Consider the following 17,717-nt stretch of genomic DNA (forward strand, 5'->3'; position numbering starts at 1 on the left):
GTGGAGTAAATCGGAAAGTAAGCGGGGAAATTATTAAAAAGTCTCTAAATTATTCTCTGGAAGTTTATTGCGTTCCGCATTACGACGCCAGAGTATCAATCCAATGGCATAAGTGACGTAGTAGCCAGCCAGCATGCCGAACAGTGCCAAGGTCAGTGGTGTTGGTAGAGTGTTTTGCGGCACTGCTGTAGCGCTGCCGGGTAAGCCGGTTTCGATGAAGCGATACATAAGACGACCGATCAGCAGTAATGAGAGAGCAATCCCCAAGTGTGCATTGGGTGTATAGAACATCCCTTCAGTGCTTTGCTCAAATTTGGTCAGGCGATGCCCAATAACGCCAAAAGCTATCCCGAGCGCCAAGCCGCCGAATAAGGCAAGCAGGGCGTAAGGCTGCGAAAACGAAACAGCCCCGATTAAGAGTACCAGCAATGGGAATGAGCAAACGGTTAACCATTGTCGCCATGGTTTGGATACTTGTCGGCCAACCATGCGGCGAATTCTTGAATACATCCGCCACAAGATCAGCGGAATAAAGGCGAGGAAGATTAAGGTTTGAGGGTTGTTGGTCATGAAATTAAATGGTGATGTAAAAGGACATTGATGCATGCTGCCACATCAGTGTCCTCAGCGCAACATTATGATATTTTAAAAGTGCTTCAATCCCAACGCCGCCTTAACTTCATCCGTGGTTTTGGCTGCGACTTCACGCGCTTTTTCAGTGCCTTGTTTGAGTATTTGCAGGACGTAGCCGCGATCTTCAGCTAGCGCAGCACGGCGCTCTCTAATCGGACCGATCAATTCTTGCAGACATTCTTCCAAACGTTTTTTGACCGTACCATCGCCCAAGCCGCCGCGTACATAGTGGGCTTTCATTTCGGCTAAAGAAGTTTTGTCGTTATCGAATGCATCTAAATAAGTAAAGGCGACATTGCCTTCTAAATGGCCGGGGTCTTCGATGCGCAAATGCAGTGGATCGGTGTAGGTTTTTTTGACAGCAGCGCGAATCTCAGCGGCAGTGGCACCTAAGTTGATGACGTTGCCGAGTGATTTACTCATTTTTGCTTTGCCATCAATACCCGGCAAACGACCAATTTCTGGAACCAGGGCCTGGCATTCCACCAAAATTTCCTGATTTACCAGGCGGTTAAAGCGACGCACGATTTCGTTAGTTTGTTCAATCATCGGAATCTGGTCTTCACCGACCGGCACCAACGTGGCTTTAAAAGCGCTAATGTCCGCGGCCTGGCTAACTGGGTAAGTTAAAAAACCGGCCGGAATGTCGCGTTCGAAATTGCGCAGTCGGATTTCTTCTTTAATGGTTGGATTGCGTTCCAGGCGCGCTACCGTGACTAAATTCAAGTAGTAAAAAGTGAGCTCGGTGAGTTCGGGAATTTGCGACTGGATAAAAATCGTTGATAAGGTCGGGTCGATGCCTACCGCTAAATAATCCAGCGCGACTTCCAGTACATTGCGATGCACTTTGCCCGGATCGTCCATGTTATCGGTCAACGCCTGTGCGTCGGCCAGCATGATGAATTGCTGATATTGATGTTGAAATTTAACTCGGTTGCACAAACTGCCGACGTAGTGGCCGAGGTGCAAAGGGCCGGTTGGACGGTCGCCGGTGAGGATTAAATGTTGTTTGTTATCTGTAGTGTGCATAATTTTCCAGTTGCCCTAGTCTGGAGCCGCACAGGTTGCTTGCGGACCGCCAGCTACGGCGGCAAAGCCGCTCTTAGGTTGTCATTAGAGTTTGCAACGTAGTTGCAGTGCTAAGAGTGATGATAAAGAGCGCACATCATGCCGCGCAGTAAGTTGGGTGTCAAGGCTGACGCTATGCTGATTGTGTAAATTGAAGGGCAAAAAAACGGGGGGAAGTCGCAAAAATAGGGTGTTTTTATATACTCCATCTATTTGTTGGTAAAAATGAATTTAAACCTTAATGCCGCCGCTCACCATCAAAGCGCGCCGATCTAACAACCAACTCATTAACGTAATGCTAATCGTACCTATTAATAAATAGAGCACGCCAAACCACCAAAGCGCTAAAGCTAAAGAAAAGAAGAAATAGCGATTTCCATATGAAAACATGTGACCTGCTGTGTTCAGCAGTGAAATAGCTTGCTGCGCATGGAGCGACGAATCATCGCCAGCTTGCTTGGGCATGCCCAGTAAATAACCGACATGTCCATAAATCCGTATCGCTTGGGCAAAGTGCCAGAAAGATAAAAATATAAATAATAATAAACTGGCGACTTTGATTCGCCACATTCCTTGCACCGTCACTGCATCTAACCAATGCGAGGCAAATTTATCGGTGTCGCTGATTAAGCTCATGACGGCAATCACTAATAACACGCAGGTAGTTGCCATGACGGTGGCGCTCATGATGGAGTTGCGTAGCACTTGGACGGCCAATATTTCCGTGCCGGATTGTTTTAAAACCGCATTCACCCAGCGTTTGCGCGACTCTTGATTAAAGGTGCGCAAGGCTTGTGCGCCGAGATAACCATGATCAAATAACCAGTAATACAGCACCAGGCATAAGCTCAGGCCAATTACAAAAGCGAGTTCGATACCGAATGGCAGATTATGCAAATCCATGGCAGTGTTCCAATTCGACGCAAAGATAATGGGCGAATTCTACGTAGATGCACCCTATTGCGCAATCGCAACTGGGTCTGGCCGTGATAAAATTCGGCACTAAAATATGCAACAAAAGCCGGATTGGACTTGTTTGCGTTACCTGGAAAGAATCTGTGTTGACACCAATGCTCCCTAAATCAGCCCCTAAAAAATTAATTATCGCCACGCGCGAAAGTCGTTTGGCGATGTGGCAGGCCGAACATGTGCAGGCGCGTTTGCAGGCTTTGTACCCGGAATGTGTGATCGAGTTGCTTGGAATGACGACGCGGGGCGATCAAATTCTAGACCGGGCTTTATCTAAAGTCGGTGGCAAGGGTTTGTTCGTTAAAGAATTGGAAACCGCCATGTTGGATGGGCGCGCTGATTTAGCCGTGCATTCTTTGAAAGATATGCCGATGGATGTGCCAGTTGGCTTGCAATTGGCGGCGGTGTTAGAACGCGCAGATCCGCGTGATGCCTTGGTGTCCAATTTGTATGCAACGCTGACCGATTTGCCTGCCGGAGCCGTGATCGGAACCAGTAGTCTGCGGCGTCAGGCGGCGTTAATGGCGGCGTACCCGCATTTACTGATTAAGCCGTTGCGCGGCAACTTGGATACCCGTTTGCGCAAGCTGGATCAAGGCGATTACGCGGCAATTATTTTGGCAGCAGCCGGCTTGAAGCGTCTAGGTTTGCCGGAACGGATACGCGCTTATTTGGAACCGGAACAAAGCTTGCCTTCTGCCGGACAAGGCGCAATGGCGATAGAGATTGCCGATAATCGCCCAGAATTAGCCGCTTGGCTGGCACCGTTAAATCATCATGTCAGTGCTTTGGCAGTGCATGCGGAACGCGCTGTTTCCAAGGCTTTTGGCGGTAGTTGCCAAATTCCGTTAGCGGCCTACGCGACCATTACTGATGATGTGATGCATTTGCGCGCTTTCGTTGCAACACCGGATGGCAGTAAAATTGCACGCGCCGAAGTGTGTGGTAATAGTTTGGACGGTGCGCAATTAAGCGCGCAAATTATTGATCAGTTACAGGCACAAGATGCGGCGACTATTTTGGCGCAGTGCTTGAGCGTTGAAGATAAGAATTAGAAGTTAGAAGTTGTAAATTAGCAAAAGTAAGCACAATACCGAATGGCAAGTTCAAACAAAATTATCTTAACCCGACCTATAGCTCAAGCGCAGCCGCTGGCCGCGCGCTTGACTGCATTGGGTTATTCGGTGGCGTTATTTCCCTTGCTAGAAATTGCACCGTTGCCGGAAGACGGCGAATTGCACGCGCTGTTGCAAGCGACCTTAGCCAATTTGTCGCGCTATGCGATGGTGGCGTTTGTTAGCCCTAATGCGGTGCACAACGTGTTTCAGAGAGGATTGAAGTGGCCGTCTGAAGTGGCGATTGCGGTGGTGGGCGAGGGTAGTCGCGCGGCGTTGGCTGAGTATGGAATTAATAGCGACAATACGACTATTTATTGCCCGACTGATCCGTTTCGTTCTGACTCCGAAACACTATTGCAAGAGCTAAATTTACCTGCATTAAAAGGCCGCGAAGTATTAATTTTACGTGCTGAAACCGGGCGCGAGCTACTTTCTGAAGCGCTCATCGCTCACGGTATTCAGGTCGTAAAAGTGGCCGCTTATCGGCGTTTTGCTCCGCAAATAACTGCTCATAATAGTCAACTGCTGTTGGAGCTGCTAAGCTGTTCTGATCGTTGGGTGGTCAGTAGTTCGGAGGCACTCAGAACGCTGGTCGAGTTGGCAAGAAAAGTGGCTGGCGAAGCTGCCGTTGTTAAGACGCAACAAATTAATTTATTAGTATCTCATCATCGTATTGCAGAAACTGCGGAAAATATGGGATTTAAATGCGTACGTCTGATTGGTTCAGGCGACGAAAACCTGCTGCTCGCGTTACAATCTCACCTATGAACGAATCCTTGAACCCAACTCCCCCTAATCCAGCGCAGCAAAGTACTAACTCGACCTCAACTGAGTTAGTTCCTGCTGCTGTCAATTCGGATCAAACTGTGGAAAAATCACCCCGCGCGCAAGTGCTAAAGCCATCTCATTTAACTTATGCTGCGCTAGCCGGACTCACCGTGCTGCTAGTTGCGCAATGGTGGAGTTCGACAAACCAGATCAGCCAATTGCGCGAAGAATTAGCGCGTCGCTTACAAACGGCCGATGTGGGCAATGCCGAAACCAAAATCATCGCAAAATCGATGCAGGAAACTGGCAAAGAATTGCAAGTGAAAATCGGCGTGTTAGAAAGCAAGCAAGCCGAATCAGAAAGCCATGCCTTAGCGTTGCAACAGCTTTATCAAGATTTATCTAAAAATCGTGATGATTGGGCGCTATCTGAAATTGAGCAGGTTTTATCTACCGCGAGTCAGCAACTGCAATTGGCTGGCAACGTGCAAGGCGCACTGATCGCATTGCAAAATGCCGATGCGCGTCTGGCACGTTCGGATAAACCGCAATTCATCACAATCCGCCGCTCGATTTCGCATGACATCGACCGCTTAAAAGCATTGCCTAATCTTGATTTGCCAGGCATTGCCTTGCGCTTGGATAGTGCTATCGCTCAAATTGAAAACATGCCTTTGTGGGTGGATGAAAATCCGGTGATTGTTACTAGCCCAGTTAAAGGACGCGAGCCGGCTAAAAATGCCGGTAACGCCGCAAACTCTAAAGCCGCCAAAGAAAGTCATCAGGCCGAAGTGGGTAATGCTGCCGGTTGGATGTTGTGGCTGGATGATCGTTGGCAAAGTTGGTCTACCGAAATGTGGGATCAACTGCGTCAATTAGTTCGAATTCGTAATGTAGAAAACCCGGACGCGTTGCTGCTAGCACCAAGTCAAGGTTACTTTGCCAAAGAAAACGTTAAATTACGTTTGTTGAATGCGCGGTTAGCTTTGTTGTCGCGCAGTGAGACACCGTTTAGAAGCGACATGATTGCGGCGCAAGACGAAATCGCACGCTATTTTGATACCCGTGCCAAACAAACTCAGACCGTACAAGCGTTGCTGCGTCAAATTCAAAGCAGCAATGTATCGATTGAAATGCCGAGTTTGGCTGAGAGCTTAAACGCAGTGCGCAATTTTACGGTGAAGCAATAATGGGTTTCTTTATTCGGCTAGTAATTTTATTTGCTACCGCAGTACTGGTGGCGTTGTCGGCGCGTTTTAATCCCGGGAATGTGGTGCTGTTTTATCCGCCATACCGTATTGATATGTCGCTCAATTTGTTTATTCTGGTTTTATTGGTGATATTTGCTTTGCTGGGTTTGCTGTTCTATACCATCAATGCCACCAAACAAATGCCAGAACGGGTTGCTACATATAGGCGCTCTAAAAGCGAACGCGAAGGTAATAAAGCGTTGCGCGATGCCTTAAAAGCATTTTTTGAAGGTCGTTTTGGACATGCAGAAAAAGCCGCCATGCGCGCGGCTGAATTACCCGAAAATACAGCACTGGCTTCCTTGATCGGTGCGCGTGCTGCACACAATATGAGTCAGTCCGAGCGACGTGACGCATGGTTGGCCGGCATTGAAGATAATCAGCAATATAAAGTGGCACGTTTGGTGAGCACCACCGAATTATTGGTCGATGCGCATCAGTCTGAACAGGCATTGGAAGCGGTTAAAGAGTTAAACGCCAACGGTACGCGCCATATTCATGTATTGCGTTGGGCTTTAAAAGCAAACCAGCAAGCCAAGCAATGGACCGAAGTGTTACGTTTGGTTAAAGCGCTAGATAAACATCGTTCTCTGCATCCGGCCTTATCGACGCGCTTGCGTGAACTCGCTTATCAGGATTTGTTATCTGATCATGGTCAAGATGCCGAATCAATTCGTCGTTTGTGGTACAGCATCCCAGCTGAAGATAGAGTTAAGCCTTTTGTTGCAGCATTGGCTGCGCGCACGATGGTGGCGCAGGGTTTGTTCGATGAGGCGCGTAATTTACTTGAAAAAGCATTGCTGGTTGATTGGGATGAACGCTTGATCGTTGCCTATCGCGAAGCTGCCGCAAAAGAAGGTTCGGCTGCGCTGCTAACGCAAATTGAGCATTGCGAATCCTGGTTGGTCATTCACCCAACCGATCCTGAGTTAGCGTTAACTATGGGTGTGTTGTGTTTGAATCAAAAATTATGGGGTAAAGCTGAGCGTAATTTAGAGCAAGCCTTAATGTACGCGTCGGACATTACCTGTCTGCGTGAAACTAATTTGAAGCTGGCTCAATTAAATGAGCAACTTGGTTTGCAAGAGAAAGCGGCTGAATATTATCGCGCTTGTGCTTTGATTGCAGAGCGTAAATTTACCTGATATTCACCCTATAAATTAAAAGCAGAATACCTGCTCCGGTCATATTTTCACCTTGAGTAAGTAGTAGATATTTATATAGAAAGAAGCAAAATGAGTTTGAATAAAGTTTCGGCCGGTCGTGATTTGCCACACGATTTTAACGTCATCATTGAAATCCCGATGAATGCTGACCCGATCAAATATGAAGTTGATAAAGAAACCGGCGCAATTTTTGTTGATCGTTTCATGGGTACAGCGATGCACTATCCATGCAACTACGGTTATGTGCCACAAACTATCGCCGGCGACGGTGACCCGGTCGACGTATTGGTGATTACGCCATTCGCGTTAATCCCAGGCGTAGTTGTGCGCTGCCGTGCGATTGGCGTGCTTAATATGTCCGATGAAGGCGGCCAGGACGCTAAAGTTTTAGCTGTGCCGATCGATAAAATTTTGCCGATATACTCGCACTGGCAAAAGCCTGAAGACATGAATGAATTACGTTTGCGCCAAATCCAACATTTCTTTGAACATTACAAAGATTTGGAAAAAGGGAAATGGGTCAAAGTAGAAGGTTGGAGCGGTCCTGATGAGGCGCACGCTGAAATTTTGAATGGTGTTGCTAACTACACAGCTTCGTTAACTAAATAAAGTTATTTTGATGATGTTCCTGCCATTGCTGCAGGAACATCATTTCAATTTTCTGCTTGTTCTTTCCTGCCTGACGCATCACTTCCCAAGCCAAGAGCTTACCACCACAAAAGCAGCAATTGTGATGGCAATGCAGCTCAGCCAAAATAATCGACCGTAGGGTTCGCCGGTTTTTTTATCGGACTGATTGCCTTTTGACGCGTCTATTTTTTGCTCGCGTTTTTCCGTGAGTACATAACGTCGTAATTCAAGCGCGATTTCCGCAGCGGACTGATAGCGTTTCTCCGGCTGTTTTGACATGGCTTTCATCACGATGCGCGACAAAACGAGAGGGATTTCTGGGTTTGTCTCGTGCGGTGCCTTGATTTGTTTATGCACAATCATGTGTATCAAGCTATCCATATCGCGTGATTGGAACGGCTTTTGACGCACCAGCATTTCATACATTACAGCGCCGAATGAATAAATATCGGTTAACTTATCCACCGGTTTGGCCTGCGCCTGTTCCGGCGACATGTAATTGGGTGTGCCAAGGATATTATTGTTAAACAGTGTGGCAGGCTGGTCTTTATTGCCCTCAGACGTTTCACGCTTCACCGCACGCGCGATCCCAAAGTCCACCAATTTGGCTTGCATATTTTCTTGTATGAAGATATTGGCCGGCTTGATATCGCGATGAATGACGCCTTCGCTGTGTGCATATTCAAGACCTTCAGCGATCCTTTGCAGCATTTGCGCGGCAATTAAGTAGGGTAGAGGCTTGTTATCCGCTAAAAATTGGCGCAAATCCTGCCCTTGCAAATACTCCATTGCGATAAAGCTGACGTTTGCATCCGTTGCCGCATCAAAAATAGTAATGATATTCGGGTGCGATAAACGACCTGCCGCACGCGCCTCATTCATAAATATTTGATCGCGTTGTTTCTTTTCATGCGCTGAAGGTAGATTGTGAAATATTTTAATCGCGACATCGCGATCAATTACCGGATCATGGCCAAAATAGACAGTTCCAATCGCGCCGCGCCCGAGTTCGCGGTACAGTAAAAAACGGCCAACCTTTTTTATCGGGGCCATTCCTGGGGTGATGAAGCTAGAACTTGGATTCATAGTGGTTTGGTTTGATCAAGGACTTATGCATAGCACCTCCAGCTGCGTTATATTGCCCTGCTGGAACACTATGTGTAAGCCCTTTTATTATTTTCTGTGCGGAAAGTATTATTCTGTAAAATATTGTTAAGGTCAAATTGCTTCTGTATAGAAGCCGTTTTATTAATGAATTTTCGTTAAAAACATACGGGGGTATAAAATAATAAAATAGGATTATATTCAATATATAACCTAGCGCTAATTAGATACTATTGAATAACTAGCTTCTTAATGCTCTAAGACGACTAAAACAGGTGGGAAGTAAGTGCTAAAGCCAGGGAGTATATTTGTAGCGCATTTTTAACAGTTGTAATGAATTGCAACAAGTTGCAATTCATTAAGTTATTGATTATATGGTATTTTTTGAGCGCACTGCAAACGGATTGTGCTCATGTAATTCATTAATGTAAGAATTTATACCAACTTGCTCCCGTACTAAGAATCGCTCCACCGCATCGGCAAAAGCGGGATGACTTATTTTATGTACAGAATAGGTGGTCTTTGGTAAAAAGCCACGCGCCATTTTGTGTTCGCCTTGCGCTCCGCCGTCAAAATGGCGAATGTTGTTGGCAATGCAAAATTCCATCGGTTGGTAGTAAGCGGTTTCAAAATGCAGGCAAGGGTGGTATTCCACACAGCCCCAATAACGGCCATAGACTGTTTGCTCGTTATGAAATAACAGTGACGCGGCAATCGGCTGCCTATCTCGAATTGCGGTAATCATCAGTAAATTTTGCGGCATGCTGGCTGCGATTCTTAAGAAGAAATCTAAATTCAAATAGCCTGATCCACCATGTTGACGATAGGTGCTGTTGTAGCATTTAACAAAAAATCCCCAATCTGAAGCGCTAATTTGCTGCCCCACTTTGACGGTGAAGTGAATTCCAGCGTCACGGACTTTGCGGCGTTCTGCCAAAATGTTTTTGCGTTTTTTAGCTTCTAATTGGGCTAAAAAATCAGAGAAATCGCGATAGCCAAAGTTCGTCCAATGAAATTGCACCCCGAAGCGCGGCATAAATCCTGCTTCTTGCAATTGTTGGGCCTGCTGTTCTGGGGTGAACAATATATGGCATGAAGATGTCAGGCCAGATTCGCTGTGCTGAACTAGTGCGTTTAACAGCGCGCGCATGGCGGGCTCATTCAGCGCCAATAAGCGCGGTCCAGTTACTGGCGTAAAGGGAATCGCTGCTAATAATTTGGGGTAATAAGGTAAATTATGTTCTTCAAAAGCCTGCGCCCAAGCCCAGTCAAACACATATTCGCCGTAGGAATGGCTTTTTAAATACATGGGCAGCGCAGCATGTAGCTGGTCGCCTTGCCAAATGGTTAAAAAATGGGTGCTCCAGCCGGTTGCAGCACAGGCGCAGCCGGATTCTTCCAATGCGCTTAAATAAGCGTAGGACAAAAAAGGATTTGCATCGCCATTAAACGCGGCTGTGCGCAATTGTTCCCATTGGCCGGCTGAAATTTCTGATAAATTTTTAATCACAGCCGTGCGATAATTCGCTAATTGCATAAATAAATAGTCTTCCTCATGATTAAGCTTGCAGTAGTTCAAATGAATAGCACGCTCGGTGACTTATCCGGCAATGCTGCGCATATTTTAAATTTTTCCCGTCGCGCCTATCAGCAAGGTGCGCATATTGTACTCACACCCGAATTATCTTTGGTAGGTTATCCACCGGAAGACCTGTTATTACGCGACTCTTTTTATTCCGCCAGTCAAGCGGCCTTAAATGAGCTCGCTACCCAGTTGGCTGAATTCCCTAATCTGCATGTTTTGGTCGGACATCCTTTAATGAAGGATGGTCGTCGCTATAATGCCGCTTCGCTGTTAGTTAATGGACGAATTCAAGCAAGCTACTGTAAACAAGATCTGCCGAATGGGCATGTGTTTGATGAAAAGCGTTACTTTGACGCTGGCCAAGACGCGTTGGTGTTTGAGTTTGAAAACGTCAAGTTTGGCGTAACTATATGCGAAGACACTTGGAGTGCCGCTGTACCAACACAAGCAAAAATAGCCGGTGCACAGGTGTTGTTGGTTTTGAATGGCTCGCCATTTCATATGAATAAACAGCATTTGCGTTATCAGGTCATGCGCGACAATGTGACACAGCAAGGCATGGCTCTGGTGTATGCCAATTTGGTGGGCGGGCAGGATGAATTGATTTTTGATGGTAATTCGTTTGTGCTGGATAGTCAGGGGCAGATTCAGGCGCAATTAAAACATGCTCAGGAAGACCTGCAAATTATTGAATTTGCCGGAGCAACTCCCCAAGCGGGCGTGATAGCGCCGGAACTGTCAGTGGAAGCGCAAGTGTATCAAGCCTTGGTATTGGGGGTGCGTGATTACATCGGTAAAAATGGCTTCCCTAGCGTGTTGTTAGGCATGTCAGGCGGAGTCGATTCTGCCTTGACCTTGGCGATTGCCGTTGATGCGTTAGGCGCAGATAAAGTGCGCGCAGTGATGATGCCGTCACCCTACACGGCAGAAATTTCATGGCTGGATTCACGTGAGATGGTCGACAAGCTGGGCGTACGCTACGATGAAATTTCAATTAACCCGTGTTTTAGTGCATTCACGGCGACTTTGGCGCAAGAATTTGAGGGATTGCCGCTGGATGCTACAGAAGAAAATATTCAGGCCAGAATCCGTGGCACGCTGTTGATGGCTTTATCGAATAAACATGGCTCGATTGTGTTGACGACTGGAAATAAGAGCGAAATGGCAGTCGGTTACTGTACTTTGTACGGTGACATGGCCGGCGGTTTTGCAGTATTAAAAGATATCGCTAAAACCTTGGTATATCGTTTGTGTGCTTATCGAAATAGCTTAAGCTTAGTCATTCCTGAGCGGATTTTAACTCGTCCGCCTTCGGCCGAATTGCGTCCCGACCAAACCGATCAAGATTCTTTACCGCCATATGAAATCTTGGATGGCATTATGCAGATGCATATGGAAGAAAATTGCTCTACTGAACAGATCGTTAAAGCTGGTTATCAGCAACAAGATGTTGACCGTATCACTCGTTTAATTAAGATCAATGAATATAAACGGCGTCAGTCGCCAGTCGGCATTCGCGTTACACATCGCGCCTTTGGCCGTGACTGGCGTTACCCGATTACGTCCAAGTTTCGAGATTAATTTTTAATACGCATGCACTTTACCCATATTTATAATTACGGAGCACAACATGAAACAAATTACTGCCATTATTAAGCCATTTAAACTCGATGAAGTACGTGAATCCTTGGCGGAAGTCGGTGTAACAGGATTAACGGTGACGGAGGTAAAAGGCTTTGGACGACAGAAAGGGCATACGGAGTTATATCGTGGTGCTGAATACGTCGTCGATTTTTTACCGAAAATTAAAGTGGAAGTGGTCGTGGATGATTTAGCGGTTGAAAACGCCGTGGACGCGATCATCAAAGCAGCACGTACTGGAAAAATCGGTGATGGTAAGATTTTTGTGCAAAACATAGAGCAAGTTGTGCGGATTCGTACCGGCGAAACTGGCTCTGAAGCGATCTAACTAAGTGATCTAATGAGGTGATTTAACTAAGCGATGAGTTTTGTTGCTGCAAGGGCATGAGTTAGAATAGAACAATGAAAATTCTGATTAGTAATGATGACGGTTATTTAGCACCTGGTTTATTAGCCTTAGCGGATGCTATGTCTAAAATTGCAGAGGTTGTGGTCGTTGCACCTGAGCGTAATCGTTCTGGCGCTTCTAACGCGCTGACGCTTGATAAGCCTTTGTCGGTTTCCAAGGCAGGCGATAACGTTTACTTTGTAGACGGAACGCCGTCCGATTGCGTACATATTGCGTTGACGGGCTTGTTAGATTATCGCCCTGATCTGATTGTGTCAGGGATTAATCAGGGGCAAAATATGGGCGACGACACTCTTTACTCTGGAACAGTAGCCGCAGCGACTGAAGGTTTTTTGTTTGGGATTCCAGCGATCGCTTTTTCGCAAGCGGAAAAAGGCTGGGGATTTATTGATGATGCTGCCCGATTTGCACTGAATTTGGTGAAGCATAAGTTAGATGATCTGCATAAGCCGTATTTGCTGAACGTGAACATTCCTAACTGCCATTATGCTGACATTAAAGGTGTGCAAGTTACTCGTTTGGGGCGGCGGCACCAATCTGAGCCCGTCATTAAATCGGCTGATCCGCGCGGTAATCCTATTTATTGGATAGGTCCGCCAGGAGCAGCAAAAGATGCAAGTGAAGGGACTGATTTTCATGCGGTGGCGCAAGGGTATGTGTCAGTAACGCCGCTCCAGGTTGATTTAACGCATACACAGCAATTGCTGGAATTAAAAAAGGTTTGGCAATGACAGCAAAAAACCGTAAATTCCCGCTTCCCTTGTCGTCGCTAGAAAATAAATCGTCTAACCGCGCGCAGCAATCGACGAGTTCACTGTTATCGGTTGCAACACCGCAAACGGCCACCCAAAATGTGCGACAACATGAAGTAAGAAATGATGAGGCGTCGATAAAAAACAGTTTGCCGCACAATGTGCTGCAGCACGCGACGTCAACACGGGGCGGGGGAAGCGCGGAAGTTACTGCTGAACATAGAAATGAGTCTCACCATAAAATGGTGAATGTTCCCATCATTTCAGATGCACCACGTCGTGCCATGGTGGCTCGCCTGGTGAAGCAAGGGGTGCGCGATGAAGTAGTTTTGGCGGCCATGGGCGCTGTGCCTCGGCATCAATTTATTGAGTCAGGCTTAAGTGGGCAGGCATACATTGATGCTTCTTTGCCGATAGGCCATCAGCAAACCATTTCGCAGCCTTATATCGTTGCGCGCATGATTGAAATTATGCGCAATGGCCGAGTACTCAGCAATGTTTTAGAAATAGGCACTGGCTGTGGCTATCAAGCGGCGGTTCTCGCGCAGTTGAGCGAAAACGTCTACTCGATAGAGCGCATTAAGCTATTGCATGAATTAGCCAAGAAAAATTTGCGTTCTCTTCGAATTGCAAATTTACGATTGCATTATGGTGATGGTATGCACGGTTTGCCACAGGTAGCACCGTTTGACGGTATTATCTTAGCGGCGGCCGGAATGCAAATTCCAACCGCTTTATTGCAGCAATTGGCTATTGGTGGTCGTTTAATTGCTCCCGTAGGGGAGAAGCAACAAGTGTTGCAACTAATTGAACGTACTGGAAACGCAGACTGGACCCGGTCGGTACTGGAAGAATGTTATTTCGTACCTTTGTGTTCAGGCATTATATAAAGATGAAATGTAACCGCATGAAAAGTATAAAAAATGTAACCTTATTTTTGGTGGTTAGCAGCGTTTTAGCGGCGTGTGGCACGACGACAGTGCGAGCGCCAATTGAAGATCGTAATCCGCAAGCGAATAAAAATCAGGCTGGGCCCGGAGGAACTCCGGCAACAGGTGCAAAAGCGGAAGATCTGCAGTCGCAATACGTGGTTAAAAAAGGCGACACCTTATATCGGATCGCTTTGGATAAAGGGCAAAGTTATAGTGATATCGTCACTTGGAATAATTTAGCTAATCCAAATGATATTAAAGTGGGGCAGGTTCTTCGAGTTGCTCCACCAGATGCTGGTTCGGGAGGACAAACTACCGGAGTTGCTAGCCCAAGTGGGGTTGAAGTTCGGCCGTTGGGTGCCGGCGCTGTAGCCAGTGCTCCATCTGGTAATAATAAAAATGCACCACGCGCTGATAAGCGTCCTTATTCTGATGCAGCCTTAGCTGATTTGCAAAAAAATGAAACTGCCGATGCATCATCCGCAAAAGTAATTGCTAAGCCAATTGATAAAACAGCAGAAAAAACGGTAGATCCGGTAATAGTTGATGAAATTGTGTGGGTTTGGCCTGTTGACGGTAAAGTTGTTGCAAACTTTGACGATAACAAGAGTAAGGGGATAGATGTCTCTGGAAAATTGGGACAAGATATTTATGCCGCCGCAGCCGGAACGGTTATGTATGCCGGTAGTGGTATTCGTGGCTACGGTAATTTGGTGATTATTAAACATTCCAATAACTTGTTATCTGCTTATGCTCATAACAAACTGATTGTAGTGAAAGAAAAGCAAATTATTAGTAAAGGCCAAAAAATCGCTGAGATGGGAAATTCGGATAGTGACAGTGGTGTAGTGAAATTGCATTTTGAGATACGTCAGCAAGGCAAGCCAGTCGATCCGATGAAATTTTTACCGGGTCGATGACAAGGGAGAAATTCCATCAACCTAACCGCGAGTAAATGCCATGACAGCCAAGCACAGTCTCCTTACAGAAGATGAGTTGTCCGAAGAAGCATCGGAAGATTTACGTGAAGTTGAGTTGTCGGATGGTTCAAATGATGAGTGCGATGCAGCGGAGGCAAAAGAAGCTGTCGTTGAACCAGTAGATGAATTAAAAACGGTGTTAGCAGCAGAATTATCCACAGATACCACCCAATATTATTTAAATCAAATCGGCACTCGTCCGTTGCTCACTGCGCCGGAAGAGTTGATTTGCGCGACCTTGGCTAAAAAAGGTGATTTTGTAGCCCGCCAAAAAATGATCGAGCATAACTTGCGACTGGTTGTCTCGATTGCAAAACATTACATCAATCGTGGCGTTGCCTTATTAGATATGATCGAAGAAGGTAATTTAGGATTAATGCACGCCATTGATAAATTTGAACCAGAACGCGGGTTTCGATTTTCTACTTATGCCACATGGTGGATTAGACAAAGTATTGAACGCGCCATCATGAATCAGGCACGCACAATTCGTTTGCCCGTGCATGTGGTGCGCGAATTGAACCAGATTTTGCGTGCCAAATATCATCTGGAAGCACAACATCATGACGGTCGTGATGCTGCTTTAGAGGATATAGCTAATCTGGTTGGACGCCCTATGGGCGAAGTGCAAGATATTTTGGCATTGTCGGAACATGCAACTTCATTGGATATGCCACTGGATAATGATCCGCAATCGAGTTTGATGGATATGCTGCCCGGTGAAAGCGATGACGGTCCAGACAGCCGGGCTGAACGCCATGAACTTAGCGTATTAGTCAGGGATTGGCTTTCAAAATTGCCGGACAAGCAACGGGTGGTTATCATGCGTCGCTTTGGTTTGGATAATGATGATCCCGCAACACTAGAAACACTGGCCGAAGAAATGGGTGTAACCCGTGAGCGGATCCGCCAGATTCAGCAAGAAGCATTAATTAAACTGAAACGCTCATTCTCTTCACGCGGCGTAGCACGTGACGCTTTGTTGTGATTTAATGATTATTCGTTTTAAGCATGAAGGGCACTGCGGTGCCCTTTAGTTTTGGTAAATCGTGTTCCCTGTTATACTCGCCACCCTTGTCCTGGCTATTTAAGCGGACGCGCAATAAACCCCCTTAGTATTTTAATTAATCAAAAGCAGACACAGTCAAAAAGTGTCTGCTTTGTGTTGACAGCTAAGTCAGCACCTTTGCTCTTATTTAAGCTTATGTCCGACACTAAAATGAAAATTACCGCACTTGATATGGATGCTCGTGGCATCGGTCATTTGCAAAATGAAGATGGCACTGATGGTAAGGTTGTCTTTGTCGATGGCGCATTGCCCGGCGAAGTAGTTAGTGTTCAAACTTATCGAAAAAAAGCGCATTGGGAAAATGCCTTGATGACCGAGTTGCATCAAGAATCATCGCAGCGCGTAAAACCAAAATGCAGTTATTTTGGCTTGTGCGGCGGTTGCTCCATGCAGCATTTAACGGCAGATGCCCAAGTCGCTATCAAGCAGCGGGTATTGGAAGATAGTCTTTGGCACATCAGTAAAGTGAAGGCAGATACAATGTTGCGGCCAATTTATGGCCCAACTTGGGGTTATCGTTATCGCGCCAGGCTATCGGTGCGCAACGTGCTTAAAAAAGGCATCGTGCTAGTTGGTTTTCATGAAAAAAAATCACGCTACGTCGCCAATACCGAAACCTGTGAAATATTACCGCCGCACGTTTCAGCGATGTTAATGCCGTTACGTGAATTGATTGCACAGCTTTCTATCGTTAATGATTTGCCGCAAATTGAGCTGGCTGTGGGTGAAGATGTAACTGCGATGGTGCTGCGTATTATGAAGCCGATGAGCGCTGCCGATGAAGTGCTGTTAAAAGCCTTTGCCGATAAATACAAAGTGCAATGGTGGTTGCAGACTAAAGGGTTGGAAACGGTTGAAATATATTACCCGGTAACGCCGCAATTGCATTATTTACTGCCTGAATTTGGCGTGAAAATGCCATTTAAGCCAACTGACTTTACCCAGGTAAATCATCACATCAATCGAGTGATGGTGGTACGTGCACTGCGTTTATTGGATGTGCAGCCGCATGAGCGTATCGCTGATTTATTTTGCGGCTTGGGTAATTTCACTTTGCCGTTAGCGACTCAGGCCAGGGAAGTGGTTGGCATAGAAGGTAGCACGGTGCTGACCGAACGCGCCTTGGAAAATGCGGTGGCTAACGGATTGTCCGATAAAACCAGTTTTAGCACGCGTAACTTATTTGAAATCACTGCTGAAGATTTACTGGTGTTAGGTAAATTTGATCGCTATTTAGTTGATCCTCCGCGCGATGGCGCGATGGCTTTGTGTGAGGCATTGATTCAATTGGCGAAGATAGATCCAGAATTTATGCCGCGCCGCATCGTTTATGTGTCTTGCAGCCCAGGAACGCTGGCGCGTGATGCCGGCTTGTTAGTTAAGGCCGGTTATGTGACGAGTTATGCTGGAGTTGTGAATATGTTTCCGCATACTTCGCATGTTGAGTCGATGGCAGTGTTTGATTTGAAATAAATCAGGTGGGTTTTGCAAATAAACAATAAAAATGCCGACTTTTTGAACTGCACCCCAAAAGTTGGACATCCGTCCAAACTTTTGGGGTGTTTTCATGAGTAAGTATTCAAAGCAATTCAAACTAGCCGTTGTTAAACGGTATCAGGAAGGTTCAACGGGTTATAAAGCCG

Annotated in this window: 17 protein-coding genes; 12 read left to right on the forward strand and 5 right to left on the reverse strand. The window is 46.3% G+C overall.

Annotation, left to right across the window (positions count from 1 at the left end; all coding sequences use genetic code 11):
- Positions 1-33: 33 nt before the first annotated feature.
- The 3 genes from S2091_RS20245 to S2091_RS20255 all read right to left on the reverse strand — a co-directional run bounded on the left by S2091_RS20245 (position 34) and on the right by S2091_RS20255 (position 2,604).
- Entirely contained in the window at positions 34-570 is a 537-nt protein-coding gene (locus tag S2091_RS20245; protein WP_105533802.1) for a CcdC protein domain-containing protein, read from the reverse strand.
- A 75-nt stretch (positions 571-645) separates the two neighbouring features.
- Complete coding sequence (gene trpS / locus S2091_RS20250; protein WP_105533786.1) at positions 646-1,662, reverse strand: tryptophan--tRNA ligase; 1,017 nt, start codon at positions 1,660-1,662, stop codon at positions 646-648.
- Positions 1,663-1,932: 270 nt separating this feature from the next.
- On the reverse strand, positions 1,933-2,604 hold the full coding sequence (locus S2091_RS20255) for a DUF599 domain-containing protein (protein ID WP_105533787.1): 672 nt from the start codon (positions 2,602-2,604) through the stop codon (positions 1,933-1,935).
- A gap of 167 nt (positions 2,605-2,771) precedes the next feature.
- Here S2091_RS20255 and hemC point away from each other — a divergent pair, with 167 nt between their 5' ends.
- The 5 genes from hemC to ppa all read left to right on the forward strand — a co-directional run bounded on the left by hemC (position 2,772) and on the right by ppa (position 7,581).
- On the forward strand, positions 2,772-3,725 hold the full coding sequence (gene hemC / locus S2091_RS20260) for a hydroxymethylbilane synthase (RefSeq protein WP_105533803.1): 954 nt from the start codon (positions 2,772-2,774) through the stop codon (positions 3,723-3,725).
- A 42-nt stretch (positions 3,726-3,767) separates the two neighbouring features.
- Positions 3,768-4,556, forward strand: a complete 789-nt coding sequence (locus S2091_RS20265) for a uroporphyrinogen-III synthase (RefSeq protein WP_105533788.1) — start codon at positions 3,768-3,770, stop codon at positions 4,554-4,556.
- Positions 4,553-5,746, forward strand: a complete 1,194-nt coding sequence (locus S2091_RS20270; protein ID WP_105533789.1) for a uroporphyrinogen-III C-methyltransferase — start codon at positions 4,553-4,555, stop codon at positions 5,744-5,746. Before S2091_RS20265 ends, S2091_RS20270 begins: the two co-directional genes overlap by 4 nt.
- A complete protein-coding gene (locus tag S2091_RS20275; protein ID WP_105533790.1) occupies positions 5,746-6,951 on the forward strand; it encodes a heme biosynthesis protein HemY in 1,206 nt (401 codons plus the stop codon). The genes S2091_RS20270 and S2091_RS20275 overlap by 1 nt, the downstream gene beginning before the upstream one ends.
- Positions 6,952-7,041: 90 nt before the next feature.
- On the forward strand, positions 7,042-7,581 hold the full coding sequence (gene ppa, locus S2091_RS20280; RefSeq protein ID WP_105533791.1) for an inorganic diphosphatase: 540 nt from the start codon (positions 7,042-7,044) through the stop codon (positions 7,579-7,581).
- 78 nt (positions 7,582-7,659) lie between these two features.
- Here ppa and S2091_RS20285 read toward each other — a convergent pair whose 3' ends face one another.
- A complete protein-coding gene (locus tag S2091_RS20285; protein ID WP_105533792.1) occupies positions 7,660-8,688 on the reverse strand; it encodes a serine/threonine protein kinase in 1,029 nt (342 codons plus the stop codon).
- 388 nt (positions 8,689-9,076) lie between these two features.
- A complete protein-coding gene (locus S2091_RS20290; RefSeq protein WP_105533793.1) occupies positions 9,077-10,243 on the reverse strand; it encodes a GNAT family N-acetyltransferase in 1,167 nt (388 codons plus the stop codon).
- A gap of 18 nt (positions 10,244-10,261) precedes the next feature.
- On the opposite strand from S2091_RS20290, the gene S2091_RS20295 reads away from it, so the two are divergent.
- The 7 genes from S2091_RS20295 (at position 10,262) to rlmD (ending at position 17,547) form a co-directional block, all read left to right on the forward strand.
- Positions 10,262-11,872, forward strand: coding sequence for an NAD+ synthase (locus S2091_RS20295; RefSeq protein WP_105533794.1), 1,611 nt, complete (start codon positions 10,262-10,264; stop codon positions 11,870-11,872).
- 49 nt (positions 11,873-11,921) lie between these two features.
- Positions 11,922-12,260: a P-II family nitrogen regulator gene (locus S2091_RS20300; RefSeq protein WP_105533795.1), complete on the forward strand. Its 339-nt coding sequence runs from the start codon at positions 11,922-11,924 to the stop codon at positions 12,258-12,260.
- A gap of 74 nt (positions 12,261-12,334) precedes the next feature.
- Positions 12,335-13,072: a 5'/3'-nucleotidase SurE gene (gene surE, locus S2091_RS20305; protein ID WP_105533796.1), complete on the forward strand. Its 738-nt coding sequence runs from the start codon at positions 12,335-12,337 to the stop codon at positions 13,070-13,072.
- Positions 13,069-13,983 (forward strand): protein-L-isoaspartate(D-aspartate) O-methyltransferase, encoded by a 915-nt coding sequence (locus S2091_RS20310; RefSeq protein ID WP_105533797.1) that lies wholly within the window; start codon positions 13,069-13,071, stop codon positions 13,981-13,983. The genes surE and S2091_RS20310 overlap by 4 nt, the downstream gene beginning before the upstream one ends.
- 17 nt (positions 13,984-14,000) lie before the next feature.
- Positions 14,001-14,945: a peptidoglycan DD-metalloendopeptidase family protein gene (locus S2091_RS20315; RefSeq protein ID WP_105533804.1), complete on the forward strand. Its 945-nt coding sequence runs from the start codon at positions 14,001-14,003 to the stop codon at positions 14,943-14,945.
- 40 nt (positions 14,946-14,985) lie between these two features.
- Complete coding sequence (gene rpoS / locus S2091_RS20320; protein ID WP_105533798.1) at positions 14,986-15,993, forward strand: RNA polymerase sigma factor RpoS; 1,008 nt, start codon at positions 14,986-14,988, stop codon at positions 15,991-15,993.
- Positions 15,994-16,224: 231 nt separating this feature from the next.
- Complete coding sequence (gene rlmD / locus S2091_RS20325) at positions 16,225-17,547, forward strand: 23S rRNA (uracil(1939)-C(5))-methyltransferase RlmD (RefSeq protein ID WP_423828253.1); 1,323 nt, start codon at positions 16,225-16,227, stop codon at positions 17,545-17,547.
- The last annotated feature ends 170 nt before the right edge of the window (positions 17,548-17,717 follow it).

Source organism: Solimicrobium silvestre (assembly GCF_002976435.1).
In the GTDB taxonomy this organism is placed as follows: Bacteria; Pseudomonadota; Gammaproteobacteria; order Burkholderiales; family Burkholderiaceae_D; genus Solimicrobium; species Solimicrobium silvestre.